We start from the raw sequence: 14,789 nt of genomic DNA on the forward strand, positions 1-14,789 counted from the left end.
AATGACGGCAGAGGCGAGGCACGCAGCAAAAGACCGCCTTCAAGGCGGCCTTTTTTTCGACGCGAGTCAAATCAGGCCAGCTGGTTCCCCGCGAATTCCCAATTGACCAGATTCCAGAACGCCTCGACATATTTCGGCCGCGCATTGCGGTAGTCGATGTAATAGGCGTGCTCCCACACATCGCAAGTCAGCAGCGGGCGGTCGGCGCCGGTAATCGGCGTGGCGGCATTGCTCGTGCTCACGAGGCCCAGACTTCCATCGGCGCGCTGCACGAGCCAGGCCCAGCCTGAGCCGAAGGTCGTGACCGCCGTCTTCGAGAATTCCTCCTTGAACTGGGTGAAACCGCCGAACGATTTCACGATCGCATCGGCCAGTTTCCCGCTCGGCTCACCGCCGCCCTTGGGTGAAAGCGAGTTCCAGTAGAACGTGTGGTTCCAGATCTGTGCGGCGTTGTTGAACACGCCGCCTTGCGCCTTCCTGACGATGCTGACGAGATCGAGGTTCTCGTTCTCGCTGCCCTTGATCAGATTATTGAGATTGGTGACATAGGCCTGGTGATGCTTGCCGTAGTGATAGTCGAGCGTTTCAGCGGAAATATGCGGCGCGAGTGCGTCGCGCGCGTAGGGCAGGGCGGGAAGTTCGATCGCCATCGGGCGTCTCCTTGGCAGTGGACTTGGGGGATTGGCAGTATAAAACAATCGCCCTGCGCTAACCGTTATCGATCGATAGACATGCACTACGTTGCAGATCGCAAGCGGCCGCTGCTGCTACAATGGAGCATCGTGCGAGCAATGAGTAACGAGATCACCGTGGACATACAAGAACGCATTCAGCAAACCGTGCAAGACCATCCGATCCTGCTGTTCATGAAGGGGACGCCGCAATTTCCGATGTGCGGGTTTTCCTCGCGCGCCGTGCAGGCGCTGAAGACCGCCGGCGCGCAGTTCACCTCGGTGAATGTGCTCGAGGATCCGGACATCCGTGCCAACCTGCCGCGCTATTCCAATTGGCCGACTTTCCCGCAACTGTTCATCAACGGCGAGCTGATTGGCGGCTGCGACATCACGCTCGAACTGCAGGACAGCGGCGAGTTGGCGCGTATGGTGAAAGAGGCGCAGAAAGCGCCCGCGTGAATTTCGCCGTTGGCGCCGCCGCCCGCTTGCCGGCGGACTGGAAACCGCTCGCTGGATCGCTGCACGATCGCGTCGTCCTGATCGTCGGCGCGGCTGGTGCGCTGGGCAGCGCGAGCGCGCTGGCGGCAGCGCAGGCCGGTGCGCGCGTCGTGCTGCTCGGGCGCACGCCGCGCGCGCTGGAAAAAGTATACGACGAGATCGAAGCAGTGCATCCGGGTGCGGCCGCGATTTACCCGCTCGATCTTTCCGGTGCGACGCCGCAGCACTACGCCGATCTCGCGGCAACGATCGCGCGCGAGTACACACGGCTCGATGGCATCGTGTTCGCCGCCGCGCATTTCGATGGTCTGCAGCCGGTCGCCGATATCAAGCCCGAGGCGTGGCTGCGCGCACTGCAGGTCAATCTGAGTGCGCCGTTCCTGTTGATCCAGGCCTGCGCGGACTTGCTGCACGGCGCTGCGACTGCGGACACTTCGCCCACCGATGCCAGCGTGGTCTTCGTGCTTGATGATCCGGCGCGCGTGGGCAAGGCGTTTTGGGGCGCTTACGGCGTGAGCAAATTTGCGCTGGCAGGACTGGTTTCGATCCTGCACGAGGAATGCGAATCGAGCCGCGTGCGTATACACGCCTTGCTGCCCGCGCCGATGCGCAGCATGCTGCGACGCACGGCCTACTTCGGCGAGAATACGCTCGCCCTGCCGGTGGCCGACACTACGGCGCAGGCCGTCGTCTATCTGCTTGGCGACGATGCACGAGCCGCCCGCGGCCGCGTCCTGGATTTGCGCTGAGCGGGAAGCAATAGGGTTAAGCTCACCATCCGGGCGAAGATTATTCGGGCGTTGGGGGAATCGTGGATACCAGCATCAGCACCTTGTCGGCGGGAATCCTGCTGTTCCTGATCATGGATCCGCTCGGCAACGTGCCGGTGTTCCTCGGTCTGCTCAAGAACGTTGCGCCAGAACGGCGGCGCTTTGTGCTCGCGCGCGAACTGGTGATCGCACTGTTCGCGCTGTTCGCGATTCTGTTCTGCGGTGGTTTCGTGCTCAAGGTGCTGCAACTGCGGCCCGAATCGGTGAGCATCGCCGGCGGCATCGTGCTGTTCCTGATCGGCGTGAAGATGGTGTTTCCGCCGCGTGACGGCAGCATTTTCGGCGGGCCGGAAGGCGCCGAGCCGTTTATCGTGCCGATGGCGATACCCGGTGTCGCCGGTCCGTCGGCGATGGCGGCCCTGATGCTGATGGCCAATTCCAATCCAGGCCGCACGGCGGATTGGAGCATCGCACTGTTCGGCGCATGGGTCGCGACGGCCGTGATTCTGCTGTCGTCGACCTATCTGTATCGCTGTCTCGGCGACAGCGTGCTGACCGCGATCGAGCGTCTCGTCGGAATGCTGCTGGTCGCATTGTCCGTGCAGATGTTTCTCGACGGGGTGTCCGCGTATTTGCGCTTGGGCTGAGCACGCGTGGGCGCTGCAGACGTACCCTTCGCGGTCGCGGCCCGCACTGGCACGAATTCGCCGCGATCCGGGCCCGAATCGCCAGACAGGGCCGACGGGCAGCGATCCGATTAAGATCGGTCGTTATGGCACCTTCGTCGCATCACTTTGCCGCACCTTGTTCAGTTTTGTAAATTCCAAACTCGGGCTGGCAAACGTTGGAAAATTGTCATAAAGTGCAGTTAAGCTTGCGTTAACGATTCAGCGTTCCGGGTTATCCCGATCAACGCCGATGCGGTGTTCATGCTGAAAAACATACGCGCAAATTAGAGGGATCTTGCGGCTTCACAGCAGGGTCCGCTTGCCGATTTTGCGTTCGGGCTGCACAAAGTATAAATAAGCAAAAAGGGCAAAAAGGGCAAAATAATGATGAAGATGAATATGAAGCTGTTGCCGCTGGTGCTTTCCTCCATCCTTGCGATGTCGAGCGTGGTCTACGCACAGGACACGACATCGGGTGTTTCCGGCCGCGTCACCAGCGCCAATGGCAGCCCCGTCGCGGGCGCCAAGGTGCGCATCGTGCATGTGCCGTCGGGCACCGCATCGAATGCCGTCACCGATGCCAACGGCCGCTATCAGGCGCAGGGTTTGCGCGTCGGTGGCCCGTATCACATTGAAGCGCAGGGCAACGGCATCAAGGAAGTGGATGTCGACAACGTGTACATCGAGCTTGGCCAGGTCGCTACCGCAAACCTCGTCGAAGGCGCCGCAGCGGCGACGCAGCTCGAAGGCATTATCGTCTCCGCCAGCACCTTGAACTCGACCTTCAACTCGGACAACAAGGGCCTGGGTACCTACGTCAGCGGCCGCGCGCTGGAAACCGCCGTCAGCGGCAACCGTTCGCTGGACGACATCGCGCGTCTCGACCCGCGCATCACCGTCACCGACCAGAACGACGGATCGATCTCGCTGGCCGGCCAGAACAACCGCTTCAACGAGATCAGCGTCGACGGCCTGTCGGTTAGGGATCCCTTCGGCCTGAACTCCAACGGCCTGGGCTTCAGCGGGTCGCCGATCTCGCCCGACACCATCGCCGCTTACGAAATCAAGGCCACCGATTACGACGCCGCATTCGATTCCGTCGGCGCGAACATCAACGCCGTCACCAAGTCGGGCACCAATGAGTTCCACGGTTCGGTGTACGGTGCGTATACGGACGCCAGCAGCATGGTCGGCAGTCGCGGTGGCGCCGATTATTCGGGCTTCGACAAGAACAAGACCTGGGGCGCCACGTTCGGTGGCCCGATCATCAAGGACAAGCTGTTCTTCTTTGCCGCCTACGAAGACCAGAAGATCACCGGCATCAAGGGCGTCGGTACCGACGCCGTCAGCAGCATCGGGGGTCTCTCGCAGGCGCAGGTGGATGCAGTCGCCCACGCGTTCACGTCCATCGGCATCGACCCGGGAACCAATGGCAGCGGTGGCTCCGGCTTGACTCTGGAAGACAAGCGCTCTCTCGCCAAGCTGGACTGGAACATAACCGACAGCCAGCGCGCCAGCTTCACCTACCAGCGCACCGAGGAGAGCAAGCCCACCCCGTACAGCGGATACGTGCTGCCCACCAGCGTCATCCTGTCCAGCGACTTTTACACTTCCGCCAGCAAGACCGACAATTATTCCTTCCAGTTGTTCAGCGACTGGACCGACACCTTCAGCACCGAGTTCAAGCTCGGCTACCAGAAGTTCGACAACACCAATGGGGCGGCCAAGAACCAGCCCGAGGTGTATGCGTGCTTTACCGCCGTTGCAGCCAACTGCCCCAATAACCCCACCTCCATTCCCGGCTCAGTCGACTGGGTTATCGCGGGCGAGGACCGGTTCCGCCACGAGAACTCGATCGCCAGCAAGCGCCTCAACGGCACATTGGCCGGCACCTGGCACTTGGGCGACCATGTCGTCAAGGCCGGTTTCGACTACCTGAGCAACAAGACGGCCGACGTTTTCGGCCAGTTGCTGCATGGTTCGTACGGGTTCTACGACAAGAACGGCAATGGCACGCCTGCGGACGAGATCGCCGCCGGCAACTATGGCACGTACGTCGTGAACGTCCTGCCGGACGGCGTCACTCTGGCCGACAGCGCCGGTACGTGGAAGTACACGCAGATCAGCCCGTTCCTGCAGGACATCTGGCAGGCAACCGACAGATTCTCGCTGGTCTACGGCGTACGCATCGACATGCCGAATTCCGACCATGCGCCGCCGGTTGCGGTCGAGAATGCGGGAATTTCCGGCGTGACGGCGGGCGCGCCCGTGTGGCAGAGCCGTTTCGGCTATCCCAGCAACACCAAGCTGGGCAGCAGGAATTCGGTCGTCGAGCCGCGCGTGGCCTTCAACTATAGCTTCGACACCGAACTCAAGATGCAATTGCACGGTGGCGTGGGCCTGTTCCAAAGCGTTCCACCCACGGTGTGGCTGTCCAACCCGTACGTCAACAACGGCGTGGTCGGGTCGAAACAGTACACCAACAACTCGCTGGGCAACCCTCCCTTCAGCCCCGACCCGAACCACCAGCCCGGCCCCGCGACCGTCACGGCTGGCGTATGTGGCGGTTCAGCCGGCGTCTGTCAGATCGACACCCTCGATCCGAATTTCAAGCTGCCAACCTCGTTGAAGCTCAACCTGGCCTTCGACTCCGAGCTGCCGTGGTGGGGCCTGGTCGGCTCGGCCGAGTACCTGTTCATCAAGGCCAGCGACGCCATCGCCTACATCGCCCCAAACATCGGCAGAGTAACCAACGGCACCTTGCCCGATGGTCGCGATTCGTATTGGAAGACCGCTGGCACCTCCGGCACCGGCGCCAACTTCGGCGCCTACCCGGAGATCAACACCCGTTCCACCGAGCTGACCAACACCAGCCAGGGCATGAGCAATTCGCTGACCCTGGCGTTGAGCAAGCCGTGGCAAAATGGCTTGAGCGGTACCGTCAGTGCCACCTTCACCCACTCGACGGATGTCAACCCGGGCACCAGTTCGCAGGCGTATTCGAACTTCAACTACAACCCACGCGTCAACGCGAACGAAATCGTTGCGGCGAATTCGCGTTTCAACATTCCGTTGTCGTTCAAGACTGCGTTGAGCTGGGATCACGCTTTCTTTGGCGACAACAAGACCACGGCGTCGTTGTTCTACACTGGTCATAGCGGTCTGCCCTACAGCTGGACCTTCGGCAGTGACGTGAATGGCGACTCCTTGGCCTTCGATGATCTGGCCTATATCCCGCTGAAAAACGACCCGCTCGTGAGCTACGGCAGCGCCACCCAGGCGCAGATCGATAGTTTCAATGCCTTCATCGACAACAACTCGTACCTGAAATCTCGCCGCGGACAGATTGCCACACGCAATGCCTCGAACTCGCCGTGGGTGAATCAGCTCGACCTGGGCCTGCAGCAGGAATTGCCGGGCTTCTTCGGCAACGACAAGTTCATCGTCCGCCTGGACATCTACAACTTCCTGAATTTGCTCAACAAGAAGTGGGGCGACGTCGAAAACGCCGGTTTCTTCGGCACGCGCAACCTGGTCTCCTCCGCGTCCGTCGCCAACGGCCACTACGTCTACAACCTGAGCAGGCCGCCGCAGGCCTACACCTTGTACGACACTTACACCAATCCGGCACGCGTGGTTTCCCGCTGGCAGATGCTGCTGACTCTGAAGTACAAGTTCTGATTGGATCGCGCGAAGGGATCGCGCGACCGCAACACGAAACCGGCGTCCGCAAGGACGCCGGTTTTTTTGTCGGCGGCTTGCGCATGACTGCGACGATCCAGATACTACAAGACCCGCGTCACGACGAGATTTCCCGTGAACGCGTCGATTGCACAAGCAAGGAAAAATAAATGGCAAATCCGACTGTAAGCGCGCGCATCTCGCCGGCCGCGGGCATGGACGTCCTGTCGCGCAACGAGGTCACGCGCCTGCGCGATGCGACCAAGGGCGGACTGTACAACCTGCTGCGCCGCTGCGCGCTGGCCGTGCTCGTTTCCGGCGGCTCCACCGACGACGATCCACGCAGCATTTTCGAGCGCTATCCGGACTTCGATATCCAGGTGCTGCAGCAGGATCGCGGGGTGAAACTCGAACTGCGCAATGCGCCGGCGCGCGCGTTCGTCGAAGGCAAGATTATCCGCGGCATCAACGAACTGCTGTTCGCGGTCGTGCGCGATATCGCCTATGTGGCGACGCAGATCGATGCGGGCCGCTTCGACCTGGACGACTCGCATGGCATCACCCACGCGGTGTTCGAAATCCTGCGCAACGCGCGCGTGCTGCGGCCGAACGTGGAACCGAATCTGGTCGTCTGCTGGGGCGGTCACTCGATCGGGCGCACGGAATACAAGTATACAAAGCTCGTCGGCTACGATCTGGGCCTACGCGGGCTCGACATCTGCACCGGCTGCGGACCGGGCGCGATGAAGGGGCCGATGAAGGGCGCGACGATCGCGCACGACAAGCAGCGCCTGCGTTCCAAGCGCTACATCGGCATCACTGAGCCCGGCATCATCGCAGCGGAATCGCCGAACCCGATCGTGAATCACCTCGTGATCATGCCGGACATCGAGAAGCGCCTCGAAGCATTCGTGCGCATCGGCCACGGCATCATCGTGTTTCCAGGCGGCGTCGGCACCGCGGAAGAGATTCTCTATCTGCTCGGTATACTTCTGCATCCGGACAATGCCGGCATGCCATTTCCGCTGGTGTTCGCCGGACCGAAGGAGTCGGCGGAATATTTCCAGCAGATCGACCAGTTCCTGCGCCTCGCGCTTGGCGACACGGTCGCGCAGCGCTATCGCATCGTGATCGACGATCCGGTCGAGACCGCGCGTGTCGTTCACAAGGGCATCGAGAAGGTGCGCGAGTTCCGCATCAACAGCCAGGATGCGTTTTTCTTCAACTGGGGACTGCATATCGAACTGCAGTTCCAGAAGCCATTCAAGCCGACCCACGCGAACATGGCCGCGCTGAATTTGCGCCGCGATCAGCCGGCGCATCTGCTCGCGGCGGATTTGCGCCGTGCGTTCTCCGGCATCGTCGCCGGCAACGTCAAGGAGGGCGGCATGAAGGCGATCGCCGAGCACGGTCCGTTCGAGATCGACGGCGATCCACAAATCATGCGCGCGCTGGACAAGATGCTCGCCAGTTTCGTCGCGCAACAGCGCATGAAGTTGCCGGGTACGAGCTCCTACGTGCCCTGCTATCGAGTCAAAACATGAAGAGGCTTCTCCCGCCCGGAGAGGGTTCGCCTTCCTCGTAACCTTGCTGCGGGGGCGTACCCTCGTCCGGCCTCCGGGCCACCTTCTCCCGGCGGGAGAAGGGAAGTGGCGGGAAGGAAAACATTATGAATTCGACGCAACGACTGCACGCGCTTGGCCAGAGTCTGTGGCTCGACAATAATTTGGCTCGCCACCCCAGCGAAGGCTGGGATCCATTTCTTCTTTCAAAGTATACAAACCGGATGACCAGCTTCGCTGTTGTAAAGCCCTTCCAGCTTTCGCTGGAATGACGGCTCTTGAAGGACGAATCATATGAACGCAACTCCCGGCCAACTTCCGCCCGAATCCGCGCTCGAAAACATTCCGCGCCTGATCACCGCGTATTACACCGGCAAGCCCGACCCGGCGATCACTGCGCAACGGGTAGCATTCGGCACTTCGGGTCATCGCGGCTCCTCGCTGCGTGCAAGTTTCAACGACGCGCATATCGCCGCGGTCAGCCAGGCGGTGTGCACCTACCGCAAAAACAAGAATATCGACGGACCCCTGTTCATTGGCGTCGACACGCACGCGTTGTCGGAGCCTGCATTCGCCACGGCGCTCGAAGTGCTGGCGGCGAACGGCATCGAGACCATGATCGCCGCGGGCGGCGAATACACGCCGACGCCGGCGATCTCGCATTCGATACTTGTGTACAACGGTGGCCGCAGCGCGGGACTCGCCGACGGCATTGTGATCACGCCGTCGCACAACCCGCCCGAGGACGGCGGTTTCAAGTACAACCCGCCGAATGGCGGTCCGGCTGATACCGACGCGACGGGCTGGATCGAAACCGAGGCCAATCGCCTGATCGAAGGCGGCCTCGTGCAAGTTCGGCGCATGCCATACGCGCAGGCGCGCCGCGCGCCGACGACGCATGAGCACGATTTCCTCGGCGCCTACGTCGACGATCTGCACAATGCGGTCGACATGGACGTGATCCGCGGCTCCGGGATCAAGCTCGGCGCCGATCCGCTCGGCGGCGCGGGCGTGCACTACTGGGCGCGCATCGCCGAGCAGTACAAACTCGATCTGACCGTGGTCAGCGAAACCGTCGATCCGACCTTCCGCTTCATGTCGCTCGACTGGGACGGCCGCATCCGCATGGATCCGTCGTCTTCGTTCGCGATGCAGCGCTTGATCGGCCTCAAGGATCGCTTCGATGTGGCCTTCGCCTGCGACACCGATCACGACCGCCACGGTATAGTCGCGCGCAGCGTCGGGTTGCTGCCGGCGAACAATTACTTGGCCGTGGCGATCGACTACCTGTTCCGCAATCGCCCGCGCTGGCGCAGCGATGCTGCGGTCGGCAAGACCGCGGTCAGCAGCGCAATGATCGACCGCGTTGCTGCACGGCTCGGGCGGCGCCTGTACGAAACACCAGTCGGGCTCAAGTGGTTCGTCGACGGCCTGCTCGACGGTTCGCTCGGTTTCGGCGGCGAAGAAAGCGCCGGCGCCACGTTCACGCGCATCGACGGCACGGTGTGGACGACCGACAAGGACGGCATCGCCGCGGCGCTGCTTTCCGCCGAGATCACCGCGCGCAGCGGCCGCGATCCGGGTGAGTACTACCGTGATCTCACGCAGGTGCTCGGCGAGCCGAAATCCAGCCGCGTCGATGCGCGCGCGAATACCGAGCAGAAGAAAAAGCTGTCGCAACTCACGCCGGAGAAAATCCAGATCACCGAGCTGGCGGGCGAAAAGGTGCAGCACGTGCTCGACCGCGCCCCGGGCAACAACGGCCGCATCGGCGGCATCAAGGTCATGGCGGAAAACGGCTGGTTCGCCGCGCGTCCGTCAGGCACCGAAGACATCTACAAGATCTATGCGGAAAGTTTCATCGATGATGCGCACCTGAAACGCATTCTCAGCGAGGCGCAGAGCGTCGTCGACAAAACGATTGGCGCTGGCTGAGTGACGGACTGAAACATTCGATCGGGGGCTCGCCCCCTTCCGCCTTCGGCACCTTCCCCCGCTGCGCAGGGGAAGGGAAAAATCGAAACATCGCAATGTGAATCCTTCCTCCGCTTGCGGGGGAAGGTGGCGGCAGCCGGAAGGGCGCGCTTTGAGCCCCGCGAGGGCGAGGCAGAAATGCATTGCACAGTACGCTTACTCCTTCTTGACCTCATGCCCGCCAAACTGATTGCGCATCGCCGCGAGCAGTTTGTCGGCGAACGAATCCTTGTCGCGCGAGCGCAGGCGTTCGAGCAGGGACTGCGCGATCACCGGCGTGGAGACGCCGAGCTCGATCGCCTCCGATAGTGTCCAGCGGCCTTCGCCGGAATCGGCGACGAACGGCGCGATGCCGTGCATCGTCGGATTTTTTCCCAGCGCATCGGCGGTCAGATCGAGCAGCCAGGAGCGCACCACGCTGCCGTGCCGCCAGATCTGCGCGATCTGCGCCAGATCCAGCGCGAATTCCTGCTTATGCTGCAGTATCGAAAACCCTTCGGCGTAGGCCTGCATCAAACCGTATTCGATGCCGTTGTGGATCATCTTGGTGAAGTGCCCCGAGCCGACCGGCCCGACGCGACCCCAGCCGCGATCCGCCGCAGGCGCCAGCGTGGCGAAGATCGGTTGTAGGCGCTGCACGGCTTGCTCGTCGCCGCCGATCATCAGGCTATAGCCTTCCTGCAGACCCCAGACGCCGCCGCTGGTGCCGCAATCGACGTAGTGGATTTTGTGTTCGGCAAGCAGTTTCGCGCGCCGCAACGTGTCCTTGTAGAGTGAATTGCCGCCGTCGATCAGCGTGTCGCACGCACTGAGCAGCGGCAGCAGATTTTCGATCGTGGAGTCGACCGGCGCGCCCGCCGGCACCATCAGCCACAGCACGCGCGGTGCCTTCAGCGCGGCGACGGCTTCCGCCAACGCGGCAACCGGCTCGATGCCGTTTTTCCCTGCTAGCACTCGGCTGTCCGCGCTGAAATCGAAACCGACCACGCGATGCCCACCGCGAACCAGACGCTGCGCCATGTTCGCGCCCATGCGGCCGAGGCCGATCATGCCAAGTTCCATCGTTACGCTCCGAGTTCCGGAAAGGGGTGTCGCCAGCTAGATATGTAGACGAAAAGACAAAAAGGCCGCAGGATGGAATCCATGCGGCCTTTCGGAAGTGGCTCCCCGAGACGGACTCGAACCGCCGACCCAGTGATTAACAGTCACTTGCTCTACCGACTGAGCTATCGGGGAATCGCATAAGCGAGCCGCCTATTTTCTGGGACAATGGCGGGCGCGTCAAGTGCGACTGTGGGTTTCTGTCGTGTTTTCAACGCGCTGGTCCGGCCCTCAACAGCTTCTAAACGACCCAAAAAACGCCTGGTGCGCAGACAGAATCTGCTGCTTGCGGACCAGATCGGGTTCGAGCGACCACACGCCTTCTTCGTGGGTTCCGCCTAGGACGATGCCGTCGGAGCGCGGGAACATGTACAGATCGCCGGGACAAACGGCGTATTGCACTTCCGGCTGCGGCAGCAGAATGGTCAGTTGTCCTTTGACCGGGGTTAGTTCCTCGTCGTCGAACAAGGCCTTGGCGCCGAGGCCGGTGCAGTTGAACACGAGTTTCTCGGGTAGCGCCTCGATCTGCGCGCGGTCGGCGATTTCGCGCACGACGATCGCGCCGCCGGCGATGTGGAACTCGTCGAGCATGGCGCTGAGATAAACCGGCGGTTCGATGATCATCGTGTCGAACTGGCGCACGTACTTGTAGCCGCTGAACGGGTGTTCGTCAGGCGCAAGGTCGCGGTACTCGGGCATCATCGAACGCAGCACGCTTTGCTCGCCGATGTAGCCGGTCTCCGCGAATTCGCTGTTGCGCAGGAAATAGTTGCGCATCCAGCGTACGCCGAAGCGCGGCCCGACCATGAGTTGGTAGCGGCGATAGGCGTAGTCGGCGGCGGCGAGCAGTTGCCGGTTGAATGCGTCGGTGCGTTTGGCCGGATCCGAGAGGAAGGCCGGGAACCACTGGCCGCCGGCGATATTGGACGTGGTTTCCGGCGGCAGGTTTTTCGCGTAAATGATCACCGCAAAGCCCGCCTCCTGCAGCAAGCGTGCAGTTGCCAGACCGACCGCGCCGCAGCCGAGCACCGCGACGCGTCCACTGTGTCCCGGCGCACCGATATCGACCGCGAGCTTGGCGGTACCCCACGACAGCGTGATGCCCGCGCCGCCGTGCCCGTAGTTGTGTACGACCAGCGTTTCGCCGAGCTTTTCCGCGCGCACGACGAAGCCGGATGGTCGATACGGCCGCAGGCCGACCACCGTGCGAATTTCGCGATCTGCAGATACGCGAACCGGCGGCAAGCCGCAGGCGCTGCCAACAAAGGACGTATCGGGCGCGATGTAGTCTCGACGCAGCGAACGGGTTGATGGAGTGGTCGCGCAGCCGGAAAGCAGCGCGAGCGGCGAGGCAGCGAGCAGCGAAGCGCCGAGCATGCCGCCTTGGCGAAGGAAGAGTCTGCGATTCATCGGCGTAATTTACAGGCTGGTCAGGAAGTAAGGGAACAGGCGGATCGATGCGGTGCGGTTTGCTGATGTGGGAATGAGCCCCTCCCCCCTTGATGGGGGGTTGGGGAGAGGGTGACGCCTGCGCAGCAGGCGCCTGCTGCGCCTTCCCCTCTCCCGGCGCTACGCGCCACCCTCTCCCGCAAGGGGAGAGGGGAAACAGCGATCTAGGTCGTGCTGTTTACTGACTTCTGAGTAAGCGGTTTCATCGATGCAAGCGACCGCGTTGCGCGGCCTACGTCGAGATCGGCAAAAAGACATGAAATAGGCCGTACAAGTAATGCCGATATGCCATGTGGCAGAGCGTGACGCACACAGGTCGGACCAGCGCGTCGCGTTATACTTGCAAGTTATTCGCGCACCCAGCACATGAGCAAGATGGCCGCCGATCGATTCGAGTTGGTGTCACCGTTCCAGCCCGCTGGCGATCAGCCCGATGCGATTCGTCGGCTCATCGAGGGTTTCGATGCGGGCCTCGCGCACCAGACCCTGCTCGGTGTGACCGGCTCGGGCAAGACTTTCACGATCGCCAACGTGGTGCAGGCGGTGCAGAAGCCGACGCTGGTGCTCGCGCCGAACAAGACACTGGCCGCGCAGCTCTACGGCGAGTTCAAGGAATTCTTTCCGCACAATGCGGTGGAGTATTTCGTCAGTTACTACGACTACTACCAGCCCGAAGCCTACGTGGTCGCCAGCGACACGTTCATCGAAAAAGATTCCAGCATCAACGAACATATCGAGCAGATGCGCCTGGCGGCGACCAAAGCGCTGCTGTCGCGGCCCGATGCGCTGATCGTGGCGACGGTGTCGGCGATTTATGGTCTTGGGGACCCGGAAGATTATTTGTCCATGCGTTTGATTCTCGCGCGAGGTGAGCGCGTGGACCAGCGCGAACTGATTCGCCATCTGACCGAACTGCAATACGAGCGTGGCGATTACGAACTGCATCGCGGCAGCTTCCGCGTGCGCGGCGACGTGATCGACGTGTTCCCAGCCGAAAGCGAAACCGATGCGCTGCGCATCGAATTGTTCGACGGCGAGATCGAGAATCTTGCGGTCTTCGATCCGCTGACCGGCGCGATTCTGCGCAAGGTGCCGCGCTATGTCGTGTATCCGAGCTCGCATTACGTAACCACGCGGCGCACCGTACTCGATGCGGTCGAGACGATCAAGGTTGAGCTCAAGGAACGCCTGGAACAATTATACAAAGCGAACAAACTGGTCGAGGCGCAGCGTTTGCAACAGCGCACCCAGTTCGATATCGAGATGATGGCGGAAATCGGCTACTGCCAGGGCATCGAAAACTATTCGCGCCATCTGACCGGACGCAAGCCGGGCGAGCCGCCGCCGACCTTGTTCGACTACCTGCCGCCGGATTCGCTGCTGGTCGTCGACGAATCGCACGTGACGATTCCGCAGCTCGGGGCGATGTACAAAGGCGACCGTTCGCGCAAGGAAACCCTGGTCGAATTCGGCTTCCGCCTGCCGTCCGCGCTCGATAACCGCCCGCTGAAATTCGACGAGTGGGAGCAGCGCGCGCCGCGCTCGATCTTCGTCTCGGCGACGCCGTCGCGCTACGAGATCGAGCACTCGCAGAACAGCATCGTCGAACTCGTCGTGCGGCCGACCGGACTCATCGATCCGGAGGTCGAAGTGCGTCCGGTGCGCACCCAGGTCGACGATCTGCTCAGCGAAATTCACGCACGCGTGAAGATGGGCGACCGCGTGCTGGTCACCACGCTGACCAAGCGCATGTCGGAGAACCTGACCGACTATCTCGAAGAGCACGGCGTGCGCGTGCGCTATCTGCATTCGGATATCGAAACGGTCGAGCGCGTGGAAATCCTGCGCGATCTGCGCCTGGGCAAGTTCGATGTGCTGGTCGGCATCAACCTGCTGCGCGAAGGTCTGGACATGCCCGAGGTGTCGCTGGTCGGCATTCTGGATGCGGACAAGGAAGGCTTCCTGCGTTCGACCGGATCGCTGATCCAGACCATCGGCCGCGTGGCGCGCAACGTGCGCGGCAAGGCGATTCTCTACGCGGATCGCGTGACCGATTCGATGCGCCGCGCGATGGACGAAACCGATCGGCGCCGGCAGAAGCAGATCGAATACAACCTCGAACACGGCATCACGCCGACCTCGATCGTACGCAAGATCATGGACATCATGGAAGGCGCGCGCGACGACGCGGATGCCGACGCACAGGGCGCGCGCGGGCGCGGCGCCAACGGTTTGCGCCGCGTGGCCGAGCCCACCGTGGACTACAGCTTGCTCTCACCTGCGCAACTAGCGGCCAAGCTGAAGAAGCTCGAAGCGCAGATGTACAAACATGCACAGGACCTGCAGTTCGAGGAAGCCGCACGCGTGCGCGATGAGCTGCAGCGCGTGCGGGCGCATGCCTTGCTCGGCTGA

11 protein-coding genes and 1 tRNA gene are annotated in these 14,789 nt (G+C 62.0%); 8 read left to right on the forward strand and 4 right to left on the reverse strand.

The genetic code is table 11. The features are described from left to right. Positions 1-71: 71 nt before the first annotated feature. Positions 72-650, reverse strand: coding sequence for a superoxide dismutase (locus tag VIE67_RS00360; RefSeq protein WP_332022233.1), 579 nt, complete (start codon positions 648-650; stop codon positions 72-74). 159 nt (positions 651-809) lie between these two features. Here VIE67_RS00360 and grxD point away from each other — a divergent pair, with 159 nt between their 5' ends. From grxD to pgm, 7 genes are all read left to right on the forward strand, one after another. Further along, positions 810-1,133 carry a Grx4 family monothiol glutaredoxin gene (gene grxD / locus VIE67_RS00365; protein WP_332022234.1) on the forward strand — a complete coding sequence of 108 codons (324 nt, stop codon included), beginning with the start codon at positions 810-812 and terminating at the stop codon, positions 1,131-1,133. Then, positions 1,130-1,921 carry an SDR family NAD(P)-dependent oxidoreductase gene (locus VIE67_RS00370; protein WP_332022235.1) on the forward strand — a complete coding sequence of 264 codons (792 nt, stop codon included), beginning with the start codon at positions 1,130-1,132 and terminating at the stop codon, positions 1,919-1,921. The genes grxD and VIE67_RS00370 overlap by 4 nt, the downstream gene beginning before the upstream one ends. A gap of 74 nt (positions 1,922-1,995) precedes the next feature. After that, complete coding sequence (locus VIE67_RS00375) at positions 1,996-2,589, forward strand: YhgN family NAAT transporter (protein WP_414707232.1); 594 nt, start codon at positions 1,996-1,998, stop codon at positions 2,587-2,589. Between the two features lie 414 nt (positions 2,590-3,003). Next, positions 3,004-6,291, forward strand: coding sequence for a TonB-dependent receptor (locus tag VIE67_RS00380; protein ID WP_332022237.1), 3,288 nt, complete (start codon positions 3,004-3,006; stop codon positions 6,289-6,291). 170 nt (positions 6,292-6,461) lie between these two features. Continuing rightward, positions 6,462-7,835, forward strand: a complete 1,374-nt coding sequence (gene ppnN, locus VIE67_RS00385) for a nucleotide 5'-monophosphate nucleosidase PpnN (RefSeq protein ID WP_332022238.1) — start codon at positions 6,462-6,464, stop codon at positions 7,833-7,835. A gap of 125 nt (positions 7,836-7,960) precedes the next feature. After that, a complete protein-coding gene (locus tag VIE67_RS00390; RefSeq protein WP_332022239.1) occupies positions 7,961-8,125 on the forward strand; it encodes a hypothetical protein in 165 nt (54 codons plus the stop codon). Between the two features lie 22 nt (positions 8,126-8,147). After that, positions 8,148-9,788: a phosphoglucomutase (alpha-D-glucose-1,6-bisphosphate-dependent) gene (pgm, locus tag VIE67_RS00395; RefSeq protein ID WP_332022240.1), complete on the forward strand. Its 1,641-nt coding sequence runs from the start codon at positions 8,148-8,150 to the stop codon at positions 9,786-9,788. A 195-nt stretch (positions 9,789-9,983) separates the two neighbouring features. Here the strand turns inward: pgm and gnd are convergent, their stop codons facing one another. From gnd to VIE67_RS00410, 3 genes are all read right to left on the reverse strand, one after another. Further along, positions 9,984-10,889 (reverse strand): phosphogluconate dehydrogenase (NAD(+)-dependent, decarboxylating), encoded by a 906-nt coding sequence (gene gnd / locus VIE67_RS00400; RefSeq protein ID WP_332022241.1) that lies wholly within the window; start codon positions 10,887-10,889, stop codon positions 9,984-9,986. A 98-nt stretch (positions 10,890-10,987) separates the two neighbouring features. Beyond that, positions 10,988-11,063 (reverse strand) — tRNA-Asn (locus tag VIE67_RS00405). Positions 11,064-11,159: 96 nt separating this feature from the next. Next, a complete protein-coding gene (locus VIE67_RS00410) occupies positions 11,160-12,338 on the reverse strand; it encodes an FAD-dependent oxidoreductase (RefSeq protein WP_332022242.1) in 1,179 nt (392 codons plus the stop codon). A gap of 414 nt (positions 12,339-12,752) precedes the next feature. On the opposite strand from VIE67_RS00410, the gene uvrB reads away from it, so the two are divergent. Further along, complete coding sequence (uvrB, locus tag VIE67_RS00415; RefSeq protein ID WP_332022277.1) at positions 12,753-14,789, forward strand: excinuclease ABC subunit UvrB; 2,037 nt, start codon at positions 12,753-12,755, stop codon at positions 14,787-14,789.

The organism is Rudaea sp. (assembly GCF_036560865.1).
Lineage (GTDB): Bacteria > Pseudomonadota > Gammaproteobacteria > Xanthomonadales > Rhodanobacteraceae > Rudaea.

Excerpts from the sequence above, each read along its gene's own strand:
- VIE67_RS00360 (WP_332022233.1), bottom strand. The coding sequence starts at position 650 with ATGGCGATCGAACTTCCCGCCCTGCCCTACGCGCGCGACGCACTCGCG.
- VIE67_RS00380 (WP_332022237.1), top strand. The coding sequence starts at position 3,004 with ATGAATATGAAGCTGTTGCCGCTGGTGCTTTCCTCCATCCTTGCGATG.
- ppnN (WP_332022238.1), top strand. The coding sequence starts at position 6,462 with ATGGCAAATCCGACTGTAAGCGCGCGCATCTCGCCGGCCGCGGGCATG.
- VIE67_RS00390 (WP_332022239.1), top strand. The coding sequence starts at position 7,961 with ATGAATTCGACGCAACGACTGCACGCGCTTGGCCAGAGTCTGTGGCTC.
- pgm (WP_332022240.1), top strand. The coding sequence starts at position 8,148 with ATGAACGCAACTCCCGGCCAACTTCCGCCCGAATCCGCGCTCGAAAAC.
- gnd (WP_332022241.1), bottom strand. The coding sequence starts at position 10,889 with ATGGAACTTGGCATGATCGGCCTCGGCCGCATGGGCGCGAACATGGCG.
- VIE67_RS00410 (WP_332022242.1), bottom strand. The coding sequence starts at position 12,338 with ATGAATCGCAGACTCTTCCTTCGCCAAGGCGGCATGCTCGGCGCTTCG.
- uvrB (WP_332022277.1), top strand. The coding sequence starts at position 12,753 with ATGGCCGCCGATCGATTCGAGTTGGTGTCACCGTTCCAGCCCGCTGGC.